The sequence below is a fragment of the Bacillus cereus group sp. BfR-BA-01382 genome, assembly GCF_022663475.1.
Classification (GTDB): Bacteria; Bacillota; Bacilli; order Bacillales; family Bacillaceae_G; genus Bacillus_A; species Bacillus_A thuringiensis_S.
Map to the genome: position 1 here is coordinate 1 of NZ_JAKUFQ010000100.1, position 19,909 is coordinate 19,909.

Genomic DNA, 19,909 nt, shown 5'->3' on the forward strand with positions numbered 1-19,909 from the left:
AAAATATATTAAATCAAATACAGCAGAATAAAATTGATCCAATCGGATTATCCCTATATGCTAGAGCCTTTCAATATAAAGAGTGGAAAAAAGTAAAAGGAGATTGGTTGCAAACATTAGCAGAGGCTAAAATAAATATAAAGACACATGTCAAAATAAAAGATACTGGGACCATTAGAAATTAAAGGTTCTGTTGCTACGAAAACTTGAAACCAACGAGCGTTTCATGGGAAGTGGCTTGAAGCCAATGTTTTCAATACGATAATGACTTGTTTGCCGTACCATTTTGCTTTATATTCCAAAATGGTTCGAAACTGTGACCAGGAAACCTCACTAATTGCTTTTGCTAACTTATACTTACGATTTTTCATCATATTCAATACTTGCAAATCTTCTATACCGATAACATCATGGTTTTTGATGATTTCATTTAAAGTTTTGTCCCAGTAATATTTTCTATAATTTACCATGTTTTCATAAATTCTAGCTACCTTTACTCGTTGTTTATTCCAGCCAGAAGGTTCTTTCATACTTCTAGAGAGAACACGCTGTGCTTTCGACAATTTCTCTTCTAATAATCAGAAAAACTTCGGATTTTTATAGGGTGTTCCATCTGACAAAATGGCATTTTTTTTTAGTCCTACATCTATCCCAATGTAAGAATGGGTTTTCGGAAGTTCTTGTACTTCTGTTTCAACTAATAGTGACACTAAATATCTACCAGAAGGGTTCCGTCTAACTGTAGCATTTAAAATACGTCCCTTTACTTCACGACTTTTGGCAAGTCAAATAAGACCTAGTTTTGGCAATTTAATTTTGTTTTTTGAAAAAGCGTGTATAAGCATCCGCAAGGTTGCGAACAAACGACTGAATCGCAATACTATCCACTTCTTTTAGCCATACAAACTCTTCCTTCATGGCAGGAAGTTTGGCAGAGCATGTACCATATGTCAAACCTTTTCCTGTTTCTATGTATGCATTATCCCATAGTGATAGGAAGTGATTGAATACAAAACGAGAACAACCAATCGTTTTATTGATTAGGGTTGCTTGTGTTTTATTTGAATAGGTACGAAATTTATATGCTTTATTAATCATCATTCATTTCACCTCCATTTCGGAATGCGCCTATCATATAACGAACATACACTCGATAGGTAGTGAAGTAACAATTTATGTATGTCGAACGATTAAGATTACTTACTGCCATCCCTTGTCCGAAGCCAATTCATCTCCCACCTACTCATTTCGCGTTCCTTGAGGAAGGAGTCTTCTTGGCAAAAATAATAAAATTAGAAGAACCCAAGTTCGGATAACATATGGTTTATTTTAAATCTGCCCCTAGTAACCGAGAAAAATTTCTTTTGGAAAAAATATTGGAGCATGGCATATGGAGCTATGAAAATGAATTGCAGCGACTTAAGGGTTGTTTAAAAACCTATTATTTGTTAGTAGCCAAAAATAATCTGATAGGAGGGGCTAGATAAAAGTATCTTATAACGGATAAATCCATGTGTGAAAAATATACAGGAATGGTGCTAATGAGAAAAAAACTAAATATCAGACTTGGATTCGAATGAAAAAACTGATTGTATTTTTGATCAGTTCAATAATTCTTCTATTTATAACATTATTGCCTATTACTTTCTATCTGCGAATCCTATCAGGGATTATAGCGATACCTTTTATTTATATAACGTTTATACTTTCTTATTCAACTTATCAATTCGTAACGTTCGGAGAGAATTACCAATCAAAAACACATGATTTAATTGTAAAAAAAGTGAATTGGGATGGAAAAGGAAAAATATTAGATATAGGAACAGGTAGTGGGTCATTGATTATTAATCTTGCAATAGCTTTTCCTAAATCCTTTTTAAATGGAATTGATTATTGGGGGAAGAGTTGGGAATACTCAAGGGATCAATGCCAACAGAATGCTAAAATAGAAGTAATTAAAGAGGCTTTAAGGGTATTAAAACCTGGTGGCGAATTTATCTTCTTAGATTTATTTATGGATTAAAAATATTTTGGGATACAAAAGAGCTCTTAAATGACCTAGAGAAACTCCATATCTCTAAATCGAATAGCTACAAACTTGCTGAAGAAATGAAATTACCAAAGCTCTTATTGAATAAAAAAGTAGTAGGAAATGCAATAATTTTGGGTGGCAGAAAGTAAAAGAGTATAAATTGCTTACGAAAATATTGAAGACTTCTCTAAAAAAGTACTGACTTTATTTAACAAAATGATTCAACTCTATATTTTTTTAATTAGCGAGCGAACATAGAGCTATTTAAGAATAAAGTGTGATTGGTAATCACACTTAAATTTTTTAAAAGTAGTATAGTAAAGCACTCTATATAAAAGCTAATTCTATCTTATGAGTAAAATAGAATTAGCTTTTTATTACTTATTTTCTTAGCATGTTTTTTCCGAAATGCTGGTAGTAATCCCACACCCATCATTCTAAAAAATATTTTTTCCCTAAGACAAGAACATAAACGGATATCTAATAAATAATAATTACAGTGATAAAATTTTTGTTTTATGGATACCTCCAAGTGTTAGCTTGATGGGAATAAAATAAAAGGGCTCTTTTTTAAGATAATATAGCGGAAATTTTAATTAAAGAATTAGAGTTTTAATCCATAATAATTACATATGAATTAATAAGAAAACAAAGGATGATTCCACTTTTTATACCCTTCTTATTAAACTGGATAAACCTCAATTTTTGTTGGCTGTGAAAACCTACGTTCTAATTCTCTTTTAATCTTATTAACAGCATAAACTTCTGAGGATGCATGAACTCTAGCTACCTTTTTTATAGCAGTATTACCCGTCACTAAAATATAACTTACCGAATACGATGAAATCATATATTCACCCTTTCAATGTAACATGTTGTTATAATATATGATCCTTATCTTAACTCTATGAAAGAAATATAAATTAATATATTTTAAACTACGCTTATTTTTAATGTATTTATGACTTTAAAATTCACAAAATTAATATAAAGTTTCCTTTTTACTTTATAACATATACTTAATTATATATTAATAAAAAAAGGCCTCTTTTCTCGTTGAAAAGAGGCCTTTTACCGTATCATATTAAGTTATTTGGGTACTAGTAATAGTAAGTAATGTACTGGGATACAATTTATTTACTATGCAATTAAGTATAACATGTATATATCATAAAAGGTTGTGTCAAATTTACGAATAAATATAGTATCAAAAATACTTATAGCTAACCAAGTACTGAAGTTAAACTATTTTCATGCTTCTGAAGTTGACTAAAATTCAAATAAAACTTTGAATTGAGACTAATTATTCAATGCTCCTATCTCCTCGGGAGTATCTTTGTCTTGTTTATTTTCTTTCAACAATCTATAAAACTCATTTTTTAATATATTTTTTTCGCGTTCTAGTTTCTTTTGATGGTTATTTAATTCATTTATACGCTTCGCACTTTCTTGTATTTTTGAATACATGCTCATAATCAACCTCCCAATAAATTATGCTTAAATATATGAGGTTTTTGTACAAAAAATGCGGTAAATTTTTTTGCACAAAGGGAGCTTTTCTCTGGTAGCAAACAAATTAAAGAAATTCTTTTTGAACTTCTCATTAAAAATAGGAGTGATTAATAATAACATATTTATTACAAGTTGCTTTTCTGTTTGAAGGCCCTTTTGGTGAAAAGATGGAAAAAGTAGCCCACTAGATAATAGCATCTAATTAAAATAAATAACCGATTCCTCAATCGGTACAGGGAATCGGTTATTTTGTATTAAGAATGTGTCTAAACGTATTCCAATACCTTTTCTCATATATGCTTCATCTAAATAATAAACCTCTTATTACTTTAACACTTAGAACGTAGCACTCTTGAGATTATTGTGTCAATCACTAAATTAATTTTCAGTAAGGTATGTGAAATTATAATTTTGTGTTATGATTTAACACTATATCGAACATATACCCCATTGAATCCGTATTTTTCTAGTATATCCTTAAATTCTTCTTCACGTTCTTTATCATAACTGTTAAAGAATTAAGCAATACCACTAGTATCTCTGAGACTTTCGAATAATCTTATTAAATAAACCTGATTTACATCACCATATGAAAACCCAAAGGAATATATTTTTTCAATTTGAAGTTCAGAGAGCCGCCTTTTCAAAAAAACACTGTAATTCTCAGCTATTTTTCTTGTGTCTTTCCTGAAATTTTCGTGTACACTCTGCTCTTGTTCTATAACTTCATCTCTATGCCCTGCTCCATGACCAAACATTTCAAATTAAAGATTGGACACATTTTCCCTCCGGATACAATACCTCCATTGCTTCCCATCAGGTTTATAATATTTCGCTTTACCATCTTTGATTAATCCGTTTAACGCATCACTATTTTTCAATCTTTTTAATTTCATATGTAAACTATCAATTGTAATTCCCCAACGATCACACGCTTCTCTTGGTGTCATAATTTCATCTAACGTAAATATCATTATCTTCGTTATTTATAGGTAACTACACTTCTTATACTACGGTATTTATAGCTAACAAAACGTCCCTCAACAAAATATTTCACAAAATTTTAAAAAGGGATATGTTACAGTTTATAGAAAACAAAATTTATAACAAATTCAATTCACTTCTATTATAAAGGAGATGCAGAAATGCATTTTACAAATGAAGAACATGCACGTAATTATCAAAAATTATTAGATATAAAAGAAATTGGTAAAATCAGAAAAAATCCTGAATATAAAACAGACCTATATATAACTGCTTAACCTAAAATTTATAAATAATTATATTCAAATATATACGAAACGGAATTCTCTCCATTAGCCGCGCTCATTTTTTATGGAAGTAATATACTAGGCTTAGATCCGGAGTCGCTAACTGGTTCTACACTACCACTTGTTAAAGCTGGCCAACCACTATTTAATGTTTATAAAGTTGATCTATCTAAATTACCCTTACGATGAAATTTTTGAGGTCTTTTTCCAAGCTTGCAAATTAAGATGGATGAAGAAATTAGAGTATACAAAATAAATAACCACCAAAAGGAGCGTTATTAATATAAAAAATAAGAAATGTGACAATTGTGGTCCTACGAATTTTAGGGAAGGGGTGGAAGCGCTTATCATGCGTATGTTTGCGAAGATGAATCTAGTAGGTTCTTTTCAGGAGGGAAGCGTTCCAAACTATTAAACACATTCTGTTTAGAATGTGGAGAAGTGAAATCAATCAGAGTTGAAAATCCAACAGTATTTAGAGAATAAAATATATTCAAGACGCTCAAATGTATTAATAATTTAAGTGTCTTAAATATTAATAAGAAGTAGATTCATTCAAATATGAGCTTCGTTCCTACAACAAGATTCCCAAGAATACCAATTATAGATACACCCAAAAATATAAATTTGATTGCAGGTTTAATGTCCGACTTCATAAGGTCAATACATAAAATTATAATAACCAGCGAAACTGAATAGTGTAAAGTGAATTTTAATAAACCTACGTTAGAGTACCTCCATAATATATATCCTCCTAAAAAAAAGAAAACACTAAATACTTAGTGTCTTCTTTTATAACATTAAATTTATCTACTGGATACTTGTACCGGTTTAAGCATATTCCAAGTACTATAGTAAATTCAAACAACCCTTTTTGTCGTTTTGTAATTAATTTCATTAGCTATATATGCTAAACCTACCGCAATTAAACCAACAGCCGATGCTGCTGCCGCCGCTAGTATAATACCAAAAGCGGCAACACCTGCTTCAATGTACGACCATTTAGTAAGTTAGTATGAAAGTTTTTTAGCTTCAGCATTACTGAAATAGAAGGTGATACCGTTAGCATCTTGAGAACATGATACATAGCTAATCCCCGATTTAACTGCAGCAGCCGAATTATTTGGTTCAACAGTTAAAATACATATCATGAACCTTTGTACATGTATCTCACCTGAACCTCAGAATCACATATTGCTATGACTACTGCTATTCTTCTCTAATTACATCTATAACGTTATCCTTTTTAATTTTCTGAAGCGGAATTAGTACCGATACATAACTAATCAACAGTGCAATTATAAATGTGATAAAGCTAGATTGATAAGGAATACTCCATTCAAACGACACCGTATTTGACAGTGCTACATAAAGAATATACGACAGCATACAGCCGAAAAAGATCCCTTGTATGCTTCCAAAGAAACCGTACAGGAGTCCTTCGTATATAACCATCTTTTTCAAATCCTTTTGCGACATACCAATCGATTTTAAAGCAGCTAATTCTTTTCTTCTCATAATGATGCTGACTGTTATAGTATTTAAAATATTTACACAACCAATTAGTGTAATAACAGCTATAAATCCGTACCCTAATATTTTTATATAAAGTATATTGTCAGTATGGAAATTACTTTGAACAATATTATTTTTTACTTCTATAGATGCATCTCCACCCATTTTCTTTTGTATATCTAAAATTGTAGCATCAGCCTGAGATTGATTCTCTAAATCAATTTCAAAACCTTTTAATTTTTGTGGAGATGGTGTAATATTTTCCGCTATTTGTTCACTAGTAATAAAAGTTATGGTATCCATCACTCTGCTCATATTAAAAATATCCAATTCTACAATTGCAGCTATTTTTAAAGTTTCTAGTTTTTCTTCATTGTAGGAGATTTCCTCTGTAGGTTTTCTTTCCTGCCGACTTGTTATTTGGATTTCATCCCCTACCTGAAAAGTACTTAGAGAACCTATATATTTTTTACTTGTATTCATATCATTTGATGCAGCTTGCTTTACTAAAATAACCTCTTTTTCACGATTTAATTTTGAAATATCAATTCTTCCACTAGTTACATTTTCAGCTAGTTTCTTTAAACTATTCTCATCGTATGCTTTTATTTGTGTTTCCATAATTTCTACAGTTTGATTATTGTATTTTACTTTATGATACAGCGATTCATTTCCTTGTAATTCTTTAATTTGTTTATTTTTTGGTACTTTCGTATAAAAATCATTTGCCTGATATTGCTTGTACAGATTCTCTACGTTATTAACTTTATAAATATTTCGACTCATACGATCTATGCTAGGTTTGTCTAAATTTGAATTAACCGTAACTGATATATCCGATTTTAGAGCTTGAATTTCCGGTTGTTTACGCTGAATGACAGTATCTATGAGAAACGTAAACGTGATATACAGTACACTACTTATAATAATAGACAAAATTGTAACTGTATATCTATTGGGATTTCTTTGGATATTTTTCAATCCCATACTTAACGGAAAAGATAGTGGTTTCTTTAGTTTTGTTCTCCTTTTTTTCTTTATTTTTTCTTTTTTTATAGCCAATCGGCTACTTACGGCCAGTAGCGGTGAAATTCTACCTGCAAAAAAAGCAGGAAAATAGCTTGAAATATAAACAGTTATCAATGTAATTAACGAACTTACACATATAATTAACCAATCTAATTTAATTGTATATCCCATAGAGTTTTTAAGTACTTTTATCAGTACTTGATTAAGTAAAAAGACTACTGATATACTACACAAAATCCCAAAAAAGATAGCAATAATAGAAAGAAATGTTGCTTCTCTTATCACAATTTTTCTGATTTGTTTTTTTGTAGCTCCAATACTCCTCAATAGCCCAAACTGTTTCATTCGCTCTACTATACTAATTTGAAATGCATTGTAAATAATAACAATCGTAGAAATCACAACAATCCCAATACTAATAGCGGCTGCCACCATTATCTCCACACTAGGCTTTAAGGCTCTATTTAATTCGTCATTTACTCTTATATTTTTTTTATTCGTCAATAATTTAAATTGGTTTTCAACTTTATCAAAGTTTGCGTACTTATGCAATTCAATCAATACGCTACCTTCACCAACTTTGAACTTATTTTTATATGTAAATAATTGACCAGTTTTATTTTCCTGAGTACTACTAGACTTATTTAGCAAACCAACTAGTTTATATTTTTTTTCATGAATAGTAAACATACCGCCTAATTTAAGATTGGGACCGAAGTAAGGCAGCATCCATTTTTCCAAAACAGCCTCGTTTTCATTTGAAGGCAGCTTACCTTCTACAGGAATACTAGACTGTAACAGCTTCAATGCTTGATGATCTGCATACATATAAGAAACAACTATATCATCAACATGGAGCACCTCTCCTGGAGTTATGATGCCATAAGAAGATATATTCGGATTACTTTTTATCATATTGAAAAGCTTTTGATTATAATTTTCAACTGAAATATTTGCAGAACCCATAGAACCTTTTTTAGCATTATCAATTCCCGAAGTGTATCCACTATTAAAAAAAAGTCCAATCGTTGTTATTAGCGTCAATGCTAGAATAATACCTGTTAATGTTAGCAGGGTACGTTTTATATTACTTCTGATATATTTTTGACTTAACTGTTTGTAACTATGAATCAATACTCCTCCCCTCCACATTTCTCTTGATTTTGCACTAATTTTTCATCTGAAATAATCATGCCATCTGTAATGGTTATAATTCGATCAGAGTTTGATGCGATAGCAGGGTCATGGGTAATTAAAATCACCGTCTGATTATATTTTTTAGCCGTTACTTTTAATAAATTCAGAACTTCTTTTGTATTTTTTGTATCTAGATTTCCGGTTGGTTCATCCGCTAAGATAATATCGGGTTTATTTATAAGAGATCTACCAATAGAAACCCTTTGTTGTTGACCACCCGATAATTCAGAAGGCAAATGATCTCGTCTTTCATTTAACCCTAGCGTTTTTATAATTTCATCCAGGTAATGTTCATCTACCTGTTCTTCGTCCAATAGAGCTGGCAAAGCAATATTTTCTTGTACATTTAAGACAGGAATTAAATTAAAAAACTGAAATATAAAGCCAACTTTTCTTCGGCGAAAAATAGAGAGTTCATTATCTTCATAATTGTAGACATTTTCATCACCTATAAACACATTTCCCGAACTCGGATGATCCAGCCCTCCTAAAATATGCAATAAGGTACTTTTACCAGAACCTGATGCTCCAACTATGGTTACGAATTCGCCCCTATGAATGGAAAGATTAATTCCTTTTAACGCCTGTACTTGCGTTTCTCCCTCTCCATATTTTTTTACTACATTTTCTAATCTAACAACCTCCATACAACTCATCCTTTTCACAGATTAATTTTGAATCTCTACAAAATAGATTTTATCCCTATCGTATTCACCATTCTGGTCTCTCACTTCATATACTTTTGAAATGTTTTCGACCACCTTTTTTACCTTGTTTTTATTTTTATAATCAAAATTTTCTTTTGCAAACTGAATTAATGAAAGGTTTACTTCTTTTTCTTTTACTTGTTTATATGTTTCCTCATTAACAATTACTATCGGTGATGAAAAATAGCCAATCCAATTATGTTGTTCAATATGTTGAACAGGTATCATTTGTCCATTTAAATTTAACTTGCCATCCTTTATTTCCTCATCTTCCACATTTTTCTTATAAAATATGTTTTTTTCACTCGCTAATCCTTTTATTTCTTTTACCGGGGTTGAAGTCAATGAACTATCTTCTTTTGATAAGGGCCTTCTTACAATTCCTTTTTTTAAGAATTTTTCAGCTGTAGATTTTGTAATTACCGCATATTGTTTCTTTCTAACAGATGGTTTATCAAGTTCCTTGTCCATCTCTTCTTCAGTCATATTTTCTCTTTTTTCTTTCCATTGTTTCTTAATTTGTTCTTTCTGTTCGGTAGTGAGTTCTTGTTTTATTAATTCTGTGACCAACTTATAACTATAATCTGCTGTTTGTACGTTTTGATCTTTATAAAGTTTTTTTACAGCATATATATTTTCTTTCGTTCCCGATACCATGATACCGTTTACTGGTTGTGAGGGACCATGTATATACCGATTTACAGCAAACCCTATACCTATAAAAATTGCTGTTACTACTAGAAATCCTATTATCTTTTTCATTTTCTTCCTCCTCATATACTAAGTTTAATCTGGGATTAGACAGTAGGTTTTTTCTTTAAATAAACAGTGGCTAAAATGCTACAAGTCTTAATAAAGAATGCTTACCTTCAGTATAGACGTCTTTAATTGCTAATTGAATAACGCTTGTCTTACTATATATACTTTAATCTTACAGTTTAGTAAGATTACTAAATCTAACTTTTTATATGCTCGTAACTCTGATCAAGATATACTTTAAAATTAAACGGCTTTTATACACTTATTTAAGTACACACATACTTTTCAAATTCTAAAAAATCCGCTCCCATCCAGCTCTTATTCTCAATGATCTGTTTTTTTAAATCCATTTACATAATTAATGCGAATTCAAATATCATTTAACATTTTTGTATAAGATAACTTAAACAAAACATTACTGATTGTATAAAAACGTACAAATTCAACAAGACACTATTACAAGGTTTTTCAAAATATAAGCAAGTACATGTATGAATTACGTAAATATTCTGCTTTAAGTAATTGTTGTATCTCATTATATACTGAAAAGTTTTAAGCCGATTTGGGTATTATGCTTATACTCAGAAAAGCCTCTAAAAGTCCATTTCCATACTAAACTATTTTAAATTAACCAATCAACGTGTAAAATAACTGTCATAATCTAAAATACTGCCATAATCAAAGACAAATGAGGAGAGATACTGTGGATAAAGTATTATTCGTTGAAGACGATAACGATCTAGGAATGGCTATTGAGTTTACTCTAAAAGGAGAAGGACTTGAAGTTATAAGGGTCTCTACTGTACAAGATGCAAAAGACCAATACGAAAATAATAAATTTGACTTAGCTATATTGGATGTTGGACTCCCAGATGGAAATGGGTATGATTTATGTACCTATCTTAAAAGAAAAGGTGATATACCTATTATTTTTCTCACAGCACTGGATGAGGAGGCAAATGTAGTAATGGGCCTTGATATTGGTGGAGATGATTATATAACAAAACCCTTCAGGGTAAAAGAGCTATTATCTAGAGTAAAGGTACAATTAAGAAAAAAAATTAAAACAGCTTCTAATACTATATTGAGGTCTGAAAATATACAGCTTGAAGTTGAAGCGGCCAGGGCTTTTAAGCATGAGAAAAGTATAAATTTAACACATTTAGAATACAAACTCTTATTAAAGTTAATGCTAAATCCTCATAAAGTGTTACAAAGAAATGAGATATTGAAAAAAATAGCAGATGAAGGTGAAGTGTTTTTTGATGAAAATACTCTTTCTGTTTATGTAAAAAGATTGAGAAGTAAAATTGAGGATAATCCACAAAATCCTGACTGTATAATCACACAAAGAGGTGTCGGATATTTCTGGAATAAAGACGTCAGTAAGGAGTAATTTAATGATAAATAGAGAAATAAAAATTAATATACTTACATTAGCATTAATCTCTTTTTTATTTATTATATATCAAGTTATCACAGTTCATATTCTATATGACCATTTAAAAAATGATTATATTACTATTTGGAGTGAAATTACTGGAAAACTAATTGAACAAAACCCAGAAAATGAATACGAAATAATACAAGCATTTACAAATGATACAGCCAATAAAAAAGATTATTCCAGTGATGGAGAAATGCTATTAAAACAATATGGTCTATCTGCTGAATTGGATTCAAGACTTTTTCCTTATTTAAATAAACATATATCCCAAAACAATAAATACATGTTCCTTGGAGCAATAGTATTTAGCTTAATCCTAATTTTTCTAAATTACTTACAATATAAATCTTTTTTCTTAAAAATTAGAAATGTAACAGTTGCAGCGAATAAAATTATTGAAGGTGATTACACCATTGATATCAAGGAAAATAGAGAAGGTGATCTAGCTAAACTTGCTAATTCTTTTCATAAACTGAAAAATGTTATTAGAAAAAGTATGCATAATTTAATGGAAGAGAAACAATTTTTAATTCAAACTTTACAAGATATTTCTCATCAACTAAAAACACCCCTCTCAACACTAACAGTGAACAATGATATCTTATTACAAGGTAAATTAAATGAACAACAAAATCATTTTTTACACAATAATGATGTTCAAATTTCAAGAATCAACTTTTTAATACATAATTTATTAAAAGTTTCAAAAATAGATGCTAGAGCAATACTATTTGAAAAAGAAAACTCTGATATTATTGATACAATTTATGAGGTCATTTCTAGTTTGAACAGTAAATTAAATAAAAAAAATATGAACATACATTTAAAAACCAATGAAAAAATATCACTTTTCCATGACAGTATTTGGATGCAAGAAGCATTATTAAATATTTTAAAGAATTCCATTGAACATTCAAATGATAATAGTTCTATTTATATTGAAGTCACAAACTCTCCTATTCATATTGAAATAATAATTCAAGATTTTGGTGAAGGTATTGCATCAGAAGATTTGCCATATATATTCGATAGATTTTACAAAACAAAAAATTCTAATAAAGAAGGTTCCATTGGAATTGGCTTAGCACTAGCGAAATCAATTATCGAAGCTCACCATGGATTTATTAAAGTAGAAAGTCAAAAACACTCATTCACAAAATTCACAATAACTTTTATGAAGTATTAATACTTCATAAAAGTTATTATAAGACCCTAACCCTTGAGTATAATTTTTAAAAATTAATCATCTGTAAAAAAAGAAATTCGATTAATTTTTCATAAATGACTGTAGAGAAATAACTTTTTCGTTTTGAGGGTAATTAAAAGGCTTAGCTTGATGGGCATAAGGGGAAACTTCATAATTACCATAAACATTTTGGCGTAGTTTCAATATACATCAGACCCCTATGCTAGTGAATTCCATAATGCCAAAGCGAATATCCAATTTGGGTCACCATTTCCTTGATGATTTTGAACCGCTTCATACACTTTCCCTTGATGTTCTACTTTATCTCCCTTTGTATATGCCTTCTTCGGATCCCATTTTTCATAAGATACATTTTGATCTTTTGTTTTTACCGGAAGAATATTACTTTGAATTGATGTATTTCTAAATGCATCTACAGCCTTCACTGCATATTTATATTCCTTATTAGCTGTTAAGTTTTGATCAGTAAATGTCGTTCCTCGAACAGTTTGAATCAATTGTCCATCACGTAATACCTGATATTCTTTTACACCTACATTGTCTGTAGAAGGATTCCATTTTATCTCTACACTGTTAGAAGTGAGGTTGCTTGCATATAATCCTTGTGGCTGTGTCGGAGCTTCTGTATCTAGTTTCGGATTAACAATTTGATTTACTTTTTTCAGGCCATCTTTTGTAACTTCATACATTGCTTTTTTATCAAAGCTTTCACGTTTATTATTATCTAAATTTATTAATGTTGCCCTCTCTCTGCCTTCTAGATGTGTAAGTTCAATAAAATCACCGATCTTTACTAGAATTTTTTGTGTTTCATCATTTTACTGTTTATTCCCATAAACCTCTTTGTTATAGGCGACTTTACCTGATGTGTTTTGCACTTTAATACTTGCATATGTACTATCAAAGTAGTTATGTGGTACACCTGCTTTTAGATTAATTTGCATTTCTTCTGTTGATTTATTTAAATTTACTTTTGCGAATTCAAAATCTCCAATTCCTTTCAGCGACCATGCAAATTGGCTTCCTTCTAAAACATTCGAAGAATTCGGTGTATCCGGTTTAATCGGATTAAAATCTGTACTTTCCCAAATTTCAGCCGTTAAATTTGGATACCCTAGTGACGCTATTTTTGGGGGGGATCATTATTTGGGCGCAACCCCCATTTCTCAAAAGATGGAATCAAATTTTATTTTGCTGCTTTTGATGCTGTAATCATAAATAATTGTTTTTTCATTTCATCAGTTTGTGGAATCTCATTCGAAGGCATGTCTCTATACAGCTGATGCAAATTCGGATAGAATTCTTCTCCATACGCTAGATGTAATTGCCATAACATAGCAAGTTTTACAAAAACATCACTAATTTCATCATAATTCTTATTTTCTTGTACTAAATATCTAGATACCTTAGGATAAACCCCTTCTTCTTCTAAACGTGATGGTTGTCCAAATGCTTTTTCTACAGCGAGACTGTAAATATTATTTTGAACTTCGCCCATATTATAGAATCTCCAAGGAACCTGTTGTCTCAAATGTCCAGCTTCATGCCAAGGTCCCCATCCATCAGTAGTAAATTTATTGATATCTAATACATGTTGAATGGCATCTCCTACATACGCTGTTCTATATTCAGTTGCGTACATAAAGCCAGATTTATTATCTTTATCTTCTACATAATGAATATAATGTTTATCTACTTGTTCTTCCGTTAATCCAGACATTCGATCTTGAATCCTAGTGGCTTCATTCATTTTTTTAATAATTGTGCCGGGTCTGTATTAGAACCTAGCAAGTATTTTTTTACACGTTCCGGAGTAGCAGTAATATTATACACGCTCTCCTTTTAATTCGACTGCAAATGAATCCGGATTTTGATTAGGCATATCAATTAAATCTTGTTTTGTATGTTTTCCAAGTTCAAAGTAAGGAACGGGGCTTATCTATTTCTCATACCACGTTTATGTGTTGGGTTCATCAGTATGGCCCTGAATTGGACAAACGAATTCTTCGTCACCTGAAGCAAACCAATGATTCTTGGAGGGTTGATGAAACATATATAAAAGTTAAAGGGCAATGAATGTACCTGTACCGTACTGTCGATTCGAAAGGAAACACAATCGATTTTGGTCTAAGCAAAACAAGCGACCAAAAGGCTGCAAAGTACTTTTTCAAGAAAGCTTTGCGGTCTTTTCATGTTTCAAAGTCACGTGTGATAACAGTCGATAAGTATCCCAATTATCCTATAGCAATTGAAGAGTTGAAAAAAGAAAAAAGCATACCTGATGGTATGCAACTTAGACAACAAAAGTACTTAAATAATATAGTAGAACAAGATCATCGCTTTATAAAGAAGCGTATCCGTTCTATGTTGGGGCCCAAATCTTTTGACACAGCTATATCTATTCTTTCTGGAGTAGAAGCCATGCATATGATTAAAAAAGAACAGATTAATTTGCGGAACCAGTCTATCCAAAATCAGAAAGAATTCGTCCATAAATTGTTTGGACTTGTAGCATAAAATACGATTCCCTTAGGAATATATATGCTTTATTCTCTTTTACTTTATTTTTGCACCAGAACCTATACGATTTTTATTCCTTACGATGGCAAGTTGAACTTATCTTTAAAATTTAGAAATCATTTTTTCGTATTCACCATTGTAATTCTGTAAAATTCGAACGACTAGAATGACAATTGGCGTACCATCAACATTTTAACAAAAATATACGCTAAGCAAATTTTGACATAAAAAAACGATGATTTTACTACTCTAAGCAACTTATTCATTCTCAAAAACGAAGGTATTTAAGACAAATAAAATTCACGTTTTGACAATGTCTTAACGTATAAAAACGTTAAAATGTGCATCATGCTACCCCTTTGTAACCTTAAAACTCACTCCAGCAACTCCTTACAACATATATGTGTGTGTTGATAATGCAAATGCTAATTACAGACAAAGGGAGAAGAATGTTTATTATTCTCCCCCCTCTGTCTATTAACAATACTTAATTATAGTTCTGTAACCTTTTTTATTCATCACGTATTATTAGGTATAAGTACTTCTTATTTGATATTTAGTGCTGATTCACTGAAAACATATATTCTTTGTATGTTTTTCGTGTGGATAGAATAAGCCCCATCATTAGCATGTTCGAAAATAAAGAGCTTCCGCCATATGATAAAAATGGAAGTGCAATACCTTTGACAGGCATTAATCCCACAATCATACCGATATTTTGAAAAAATTGTAACATTAGAATGCCTACAATTCCTGCGCATAGTAAGGTGCCGAATAAATTATTTGCGGAATTACCAATTATAAGTATTCGGGAAAGCATTAAGAAGAATATACATATTATAAAAGTGGCAACTATAAAACCGCCCTCTTCGGCAATTGTGGCAAAAATGAAATCAGTATGTTTTTCTGGAATATAAACATTTCCAGAACTGAAGCCTTTTCCTTCTATCCCTCCACTACCTACAGCTAAAAGTGCTTGTTGCGTTTGATATCCCTGATCTGTATACTGAAATGGATCTAACCAACCTAAAATTCGCGATTGTTGGTGGGGCTTTAATAAAGTAACTAACTTATTGAAGAAAATATCTGGATATTTTACGTATATAAGTATTAAAGCAGACAATACAGTCATCGGAATCCCAGCAAATAGTACGATTAACTTTTTTTGAATTCCTGACATAAATATAATACATGCAATCGCTGCTATATATAGGAACACCATTCCCGTATCGGGTTGACTATATACAAGTAACGCAGGTGGAATAGTTATCAAACATATTTTACCAATCAAAAGTAAATCAGTTTGAAATGTCCGTGCCATATACTGTGCATTATGTTTTACGACTAAACTTGCGGCCAGAAGAATTAAGGAAAGCTTAAAAAATTCAGCTGGTTGAATAGCACCAATAATTGGAAATCTAAACCATCTTTTTGCCCCTAATATTTCAGGTGTAAAACTTGACACTGGTAATACCTTTAAAATGATAATTGAGATGAACCCCACAATATAAATTGGCCAAGCTAATTTTTGTAATTGATCTAAATCGATATTGGCAACAATTAATAATAGAACAAAACCTATGGCGTAATTTACCATTTGTTTCATAGCAAAATTTTGGTTGCCATATTGCCCGGTTTGCTGACTGCTGTATATTGCAACAATACTGGTGATACATAATATGAATAAAATAAAGATTAGTTTCTTATCTAATTTTTTAAAAAAAACTATCTTCCCCACCATTTCAACCCCCTAGACATTGTGGTATTTACTTTTTATAGGAACTATCCTGTTTTTTATGTGTACATTAACATTTATTAATATAATTTTACAATAATAAGGAGATATTGAACATTCTCAAAATTATCCATACTGATGAGGCTACTTTAAAAGGTAACTGATTAGTGTGGATAAGGAAAGTTTATTTAAATGGAGACATTATGAGCCTAATATTATTTTGTTGAACGTGAAATGGTACCTACGGTAAAACCTAAATTCTCGTGGCTTGGTGGAGTGCTTTTTAAGTCCTGCCTACTTTGCATGAGTCACTCCAAACTCATCTGAACCTGGCATGTAGTCAGACCATTTTTAGAATACAGGTATCACTATGACCTGGTTTAATACATCTCTCACACGAATCTTAAAATTATTACATTATAATTTTCCTGAGTTACTCTTTGAATTTTTTCGGAGAAGTTCTTCAATACCCTTTACTTTTTCATTCACCCTTGTTGCATATGTGAAATCACCATAACAATATGGATACCTAAAATTTTTTTTATTTCCACCACAAGTGTACATCTCTGGATTTTGATCAACTTTCATCTTAGAAAAATTTTTGGCCGAATCTTCCGAGTGTTGTTTAACTTCTTGACTAGCAATAAAATCAATATATCCTGGTCCCATATTATAGCTTTGAATAATTGTCTCCATGCTAACATCTTTTTCCGTTCCATATTTGTACATTTGAGCAAAGTGTTTGACCCCTTGTCTAATGCTCAAGCTTGTCTCTTGAATTTCATTTGGCTTTAATCCCAGTGATTCAGAAGACTGCATAGGGTCGTTTCCCTCACCTCTACTCTCTTGGTACATAATTCCTAATAAAACTGCTGTTTTACCCTCTAAATTATATTTTTCTAATTCTCTTTTCACGGTTAGCTCATATTGCAATAAACGTTGTTCGGTAGCAATCGCTTTATTTCTTTGAATATTGGTTTTATGCTTAACATAAAATATTACAGATATGGTTCCTAAACCTAAAATACTAATAAAGAATAATATAATAAATCGTTTTTTAATCGTATGCTTCATACATTACTCCTCCTATAAAAAATCCGTACCTTTTTGGACTCAAAATTTTTTTTTAGGTGTAAAGTTTAATATAGGAATTTACAGAAAAAACAACCGCTTGAATTGGGGATTTTTCAAGGCGGCTTATTTTTTGAATCGTTTCCTTCCTCCTACAAGTATTACACCTTTTTTTTGAAATTTTTTGTTCTTTGTTTTGCCCAATTGATACATTTCTTTTCAATTAAATGATACGATACTATAGAACAAAGTATTGTCATTGTAATACATAAGATAAGAAGGAAAAGGATAGGTATTTTTGTATACAAAAGTTTAAATAGTACCATCATGATTGGAAAATGACATAAATAGATACTATATGAAATTTCTCCTAAGTATACAAATACACTCTTATTTAAAATTTCTTTTACCTTTAGATTATTCATGGCCATTATAATCAGTATACTAACGCCAATTACGACACCCCAATCCTTTAATAGGAAAGCCGTATCACTACGAGAAATCAGCAAAATTCCAGTAGAGTATACATATAGAAAGATTCCTAGTGTGATAAGAAGATTTCTTTTTAAATTTTTCATATTTCTATATAAGTGGGTAAGTTTTTCCTGATGCTTAAAAAGTAACATTCCGACCATAAACATAGATGTGAAATGCAGTGTATCGGCATAACCATTATAAAATCCCTCAGCTTTCCCAATATGCAACATATTAAGAAAAATACTAATTAAAGAAAAGCTCATAGCAAACAGTATCGTTTTCTTCCAACTCTGTTTATAAAATAGAAGGAATAACAAGGGAAACACGATAGATATACGCATTTCTTGAGCTAATGACCAGATAACCGGATTATAATTATCCGTAAAAAAGTTATTAAGAAGTACAAAGTGATTGATAATATCTAATTTTGTTATTGGCCCTTGCCACTTATCATAGAACCAATCTCGAAGTCCTGTAACTTCATATGATGAAAATAAAATAAATAAAGCAAAGGTGATAAATATCCAGAAATAATAAGGGATATAGATTCGTACAAATCTCTTAATTAAATAACCCCAATAATTTGTTTTTGAATGATAGAGTGCCATAGATAGCACAAAACCACTGAGTACATAAAAAATGATTACAGCTTCTCCACCAGCCCATAAAAACCTAAGAGGTGATAGTTTTATAGAATTAGGCAATGATGGTAGCATCAAACAAAAATGTCCGATTACCACTGTAATAGCTGCTAATCCCCGTATAGAATCTAACTCTTTTATTCTCTTACTCATAAAGTCTTCTCCTTGTAAATTGTAAATTTTACTGTTAATAAAGGCCACTATACTAGTGTAGTGGGAGAATTGTACATATATACATATAGGATAGAAGGAACTATTAAAATAAAAAGTAGGGTAAACTTTAAATTTTTGAACTCTTTTTTTTAGGTAATCTAACTTTAAATATTGTTCTTATCACATTACTTTTAGCAGAAATCAAACCATTATTACTGTTCGACTATATTTTTAGGATTACAATTAATAGACAATCTAAGTAATAAATTTGTTCCACATTTACAAAAAAATTAAACCAGTGTGCCCCAATTGAATATCAACACACACTAATAACTTAGTCTTTTTCTTTTTGTCTACTAAAGAGGGGTAAGATCCCATCACAATCAAACCAAGAAAAGCAAATACCCAAAACAAGAAAATTCTCATCTCCAAATTATGGTATAATTAAACAAAAATGTCCAAATACAACTATTATAGCCGCTAGTCCTCATATGATTCTAATTCGTTTATTCTCTTACTCATAAGGTGTTCTCCTTGTAAATTATAGCTTTTGTTATTAATATAGATGACTATACTAGTGTAGTGAGTGAAGTAAATATATTTTGTTTACTTTTCTTTAAACTTCCGATATAAACA

12 protein-coding genes and 6 pseudogenes are annotated in these 19,909 nt (G+C 30.8%); 7 read left to right on the forward strand and 11 right to left on the reverse strand.

Annotated elements, in window-relative coordinates:
* Positions 1-185, forward strand: a 185-nt coding sequence (locus MR160_RS26955) for a Ger(x)C family spore germination C-terminal domain-containing protein (RefSeq protein ID WP_242298509.1), incomplete at its 5' end; no start/stop codon positions are given.
* Positions 186-236: 51 nt separating this feature from the next.
* On the opposite strand, the pseudogene MR160_RS26960 reads toward MR160_RS26955, so the two are convergent.
* A pseudogene (locus tag MR160_RS26960) lies at positions 237-1,101 on the reverse strand (RNA-guided endonuclease TnpB family protein); the annotation flags it as partial.
* Positions 1,102-1,576: 475 nt separating this feature from the next.
* Here MR160_RS26960 and MR160_RS26965 point away from each other — a divergent pair.
* Positions 1,577-2,181, forward strand: a pseudogene (locus MR160_RS26965) (class I SAM-dependent methyltransferase).
* 1,150 nt (positions 2,182-3,331) lie between these two features.
* Here the strand turns inward: MR160_RS26965 and MR160_RS26970 are convergent.
* The gene (locus tag MR160_RS26970; RefSeq protein ID WP_242298511.1) at positions 3,332-3,505 is read right to left on the reverse strand and encodes a hypothetical protein; all 174 of its coding nucleotides are present in this window, start codon (positions 3,503-3,505) and stop codon (positions 3,332-3,334) included.
* 803 nt (positions 3,506-4,308) lie between these two features.
* Positions 4,309-4,518: a helix-turn-helix domain-containing protein gene (locus MR160_RS26975; protein WP_242298513.1), complete on the reverse strand. Its 210-nt coding sequence runs from the start codon at positions 4,516-4,518 to the stop codon at positions 4,309-4,311.
* Between the two features lie 580 nt (positions 4,519-5,098).
* On the opposite strand from MR160_RS26975, the pseudogene MR160_RS26985 reads away from it, so the two are divergent.
* Positions 5,099-5,301: pseudogene (locus tag MR160_RS26985) on the forward strand (hypothetical protein).
* A gap of 723 nt (positions 5,302-6,024) precedes the next feature.
* Here the strand turns inward: MR160_RS26985 and MR160_RS26990 are convergent.
* The 3 genes from MR160_RS26990 to MR160_RS27000 are packed head-to-tail and all read right to left on the reverse strand — an operon-like array spanning position 6,025 to position 10,025.
* Positions 6,025-8,493 (reverse strand): ABC transporter permease, encoded by a 2,469-nt coding sequence (locus MR160_RS26990; protein ID WP_242298514.1) that lies wholly within the window; start codon positions 8,491-8,493, stop codon positions 6,025-6,027.
* On the reverse strand, positions 8,490-9,203 hold the full coding sequence (locus tag MR160_RS26995) for an ABC transporter ATP-binding protein (protein ID WP_242298516.1): 714 nt from the start codon (positions 9,201-9,203) through the stop codon (positions 8,490-8,492). The genes MR160_RS26990 and MR160_RS26995 overlap by 4 nt, the downstream gene beginning before the upstream one ends.
* A 21-nt stretch (positions 9,204-9,224) precedes the next feature.
* On the reverse strand, positions 9,225-10,025 hold the full coding sequence (locus MR160_RS27000; protein WP_242298518.1) for a lipoprotein BA_5634 family protein: 801 nt from the start codon (positions 10,023-10,025) through the stop codon (positions 9,225-9,227).
* 700 nt (positions 10,026-10,725) lie between these two features.
* Between MR160_RS27000 and MR160_RS27005 the strand changes: the two genes are divergently transcribed.
* Together MR160_RS27005 and MR160_RS27010 are read left to right on the forward strand one after the other, a co-directional pair.
* Positions 10,726-11,418, forward strand: coding sequence for a response regulator transcription factor (locus MR160_RS27005; RefSeq protein ID WP_242298521.1), 693 nt, complete (start codon positions 10,726-10,728; stop codon positions 11,416-11,418).
* Positions 11,419-11,422: 4 nt separating this feature from the next.
* Positions 11,423-12,655: a HAMP domain-containing sensor histidine kinase gene (locus MR160_RS27010; RefSeq protein WP_242298522.1), complete on the forward strand. Its 1,233-nt coding sequence runs from the start codon at positions 11,423-11,425 to the stop codon at positions 12,653-12,655.
* Positions 12,656-12,873: 218 nt separating this feature from the next.
* Here MR160_RS27010 and MR160_RS35175 read toward each other — a convergent pair whose 3' ends face one another.
* Positions 12,874-13,341: a carbohydrate-binding protein gene (locus MR160_RS35175; protein ID WP_346670369.1), complete on the reverse strand. Its 468-nt coding sequence runs from the start codon at positions 13,339-13,341 to the stop codon at positions 12,874-12,876.
* Positions 13,321-14,603, reverse strand: a pseudogene (locus MR160_RS27015) (M60 family metallopeptidase); the annotation flags it as partial. The pseudogene MR160_RS27015 and the gene MR160_RS35175, both read right to left, overlap by 21 nt.
* On the opposite strand from MR160_RS27015, the pseudogene MR160_RS27020 reads away from it, so the two are divergent.
* Positions 14,600-15,193: pseudogene (locus MR160_RS27020) on the forward strand (IS6 family transposase); the annotation flags it as partial. The pseudogenes MR160_RS27015 and MR160_RS27020 overlap by 4 nt on opposite strands.
* 559 nt (positions 15,194-15,752) lie before the next feature.
* On the opposite strand, the gene MR160_RS27030 reads toward MR160_RS27020, so the two are convergent.
* Positions 15,753-16,937, reverse strand: coding sequence for an FtsW/RodA/SpoVE family cell cycle protein (locus MR160_RS27030; RefSeq protein WP_242298523.1), 1,185 nt, complete (start codon positions 16,935-16,937; stop codon positions 15,753-15,755).
* 163 nt (positions 16,938-17,100) lie between these two features.
* Here MR160_RS27030 and MR160_RS27035 point away from each other — a divergent pair.
* Positions 17,101-17,178: pseudogene (locus MR160_RS27035) on the forward strand (IS6 family transposase); the annotation flags it as partial.
* 170 nt (positions 17,179-17,348) lie between these two features.
* On the opposite strand, the gene MR160_RS27040 reads toward MR160_RS27035, so the two are convergent.
* Positions 17,349-18,005 (reverse strand): lysozyme family protein, encoded by a 657-nt coding sequence (locus MR160_RS27040; RefSeq protein WP_242298525.1) that lies wholly within the window; start codon positions 18,003-18,005, stop codon positions 17,349-17,351.
* A gap of 158 nt (positions 18,006-18,163) precedes the next feature.
* Entirely contained in the window at positions 18,164-19,273 is a 1,110-nt protein-coding gene (locus MR160_RS27045) for an acyltransferase family protein (protein ID WP_000044177.1), read from the reverse strand.
* Between the last annotated feature and the right edge of the window lie 636 nt (positions 19,274-19,909).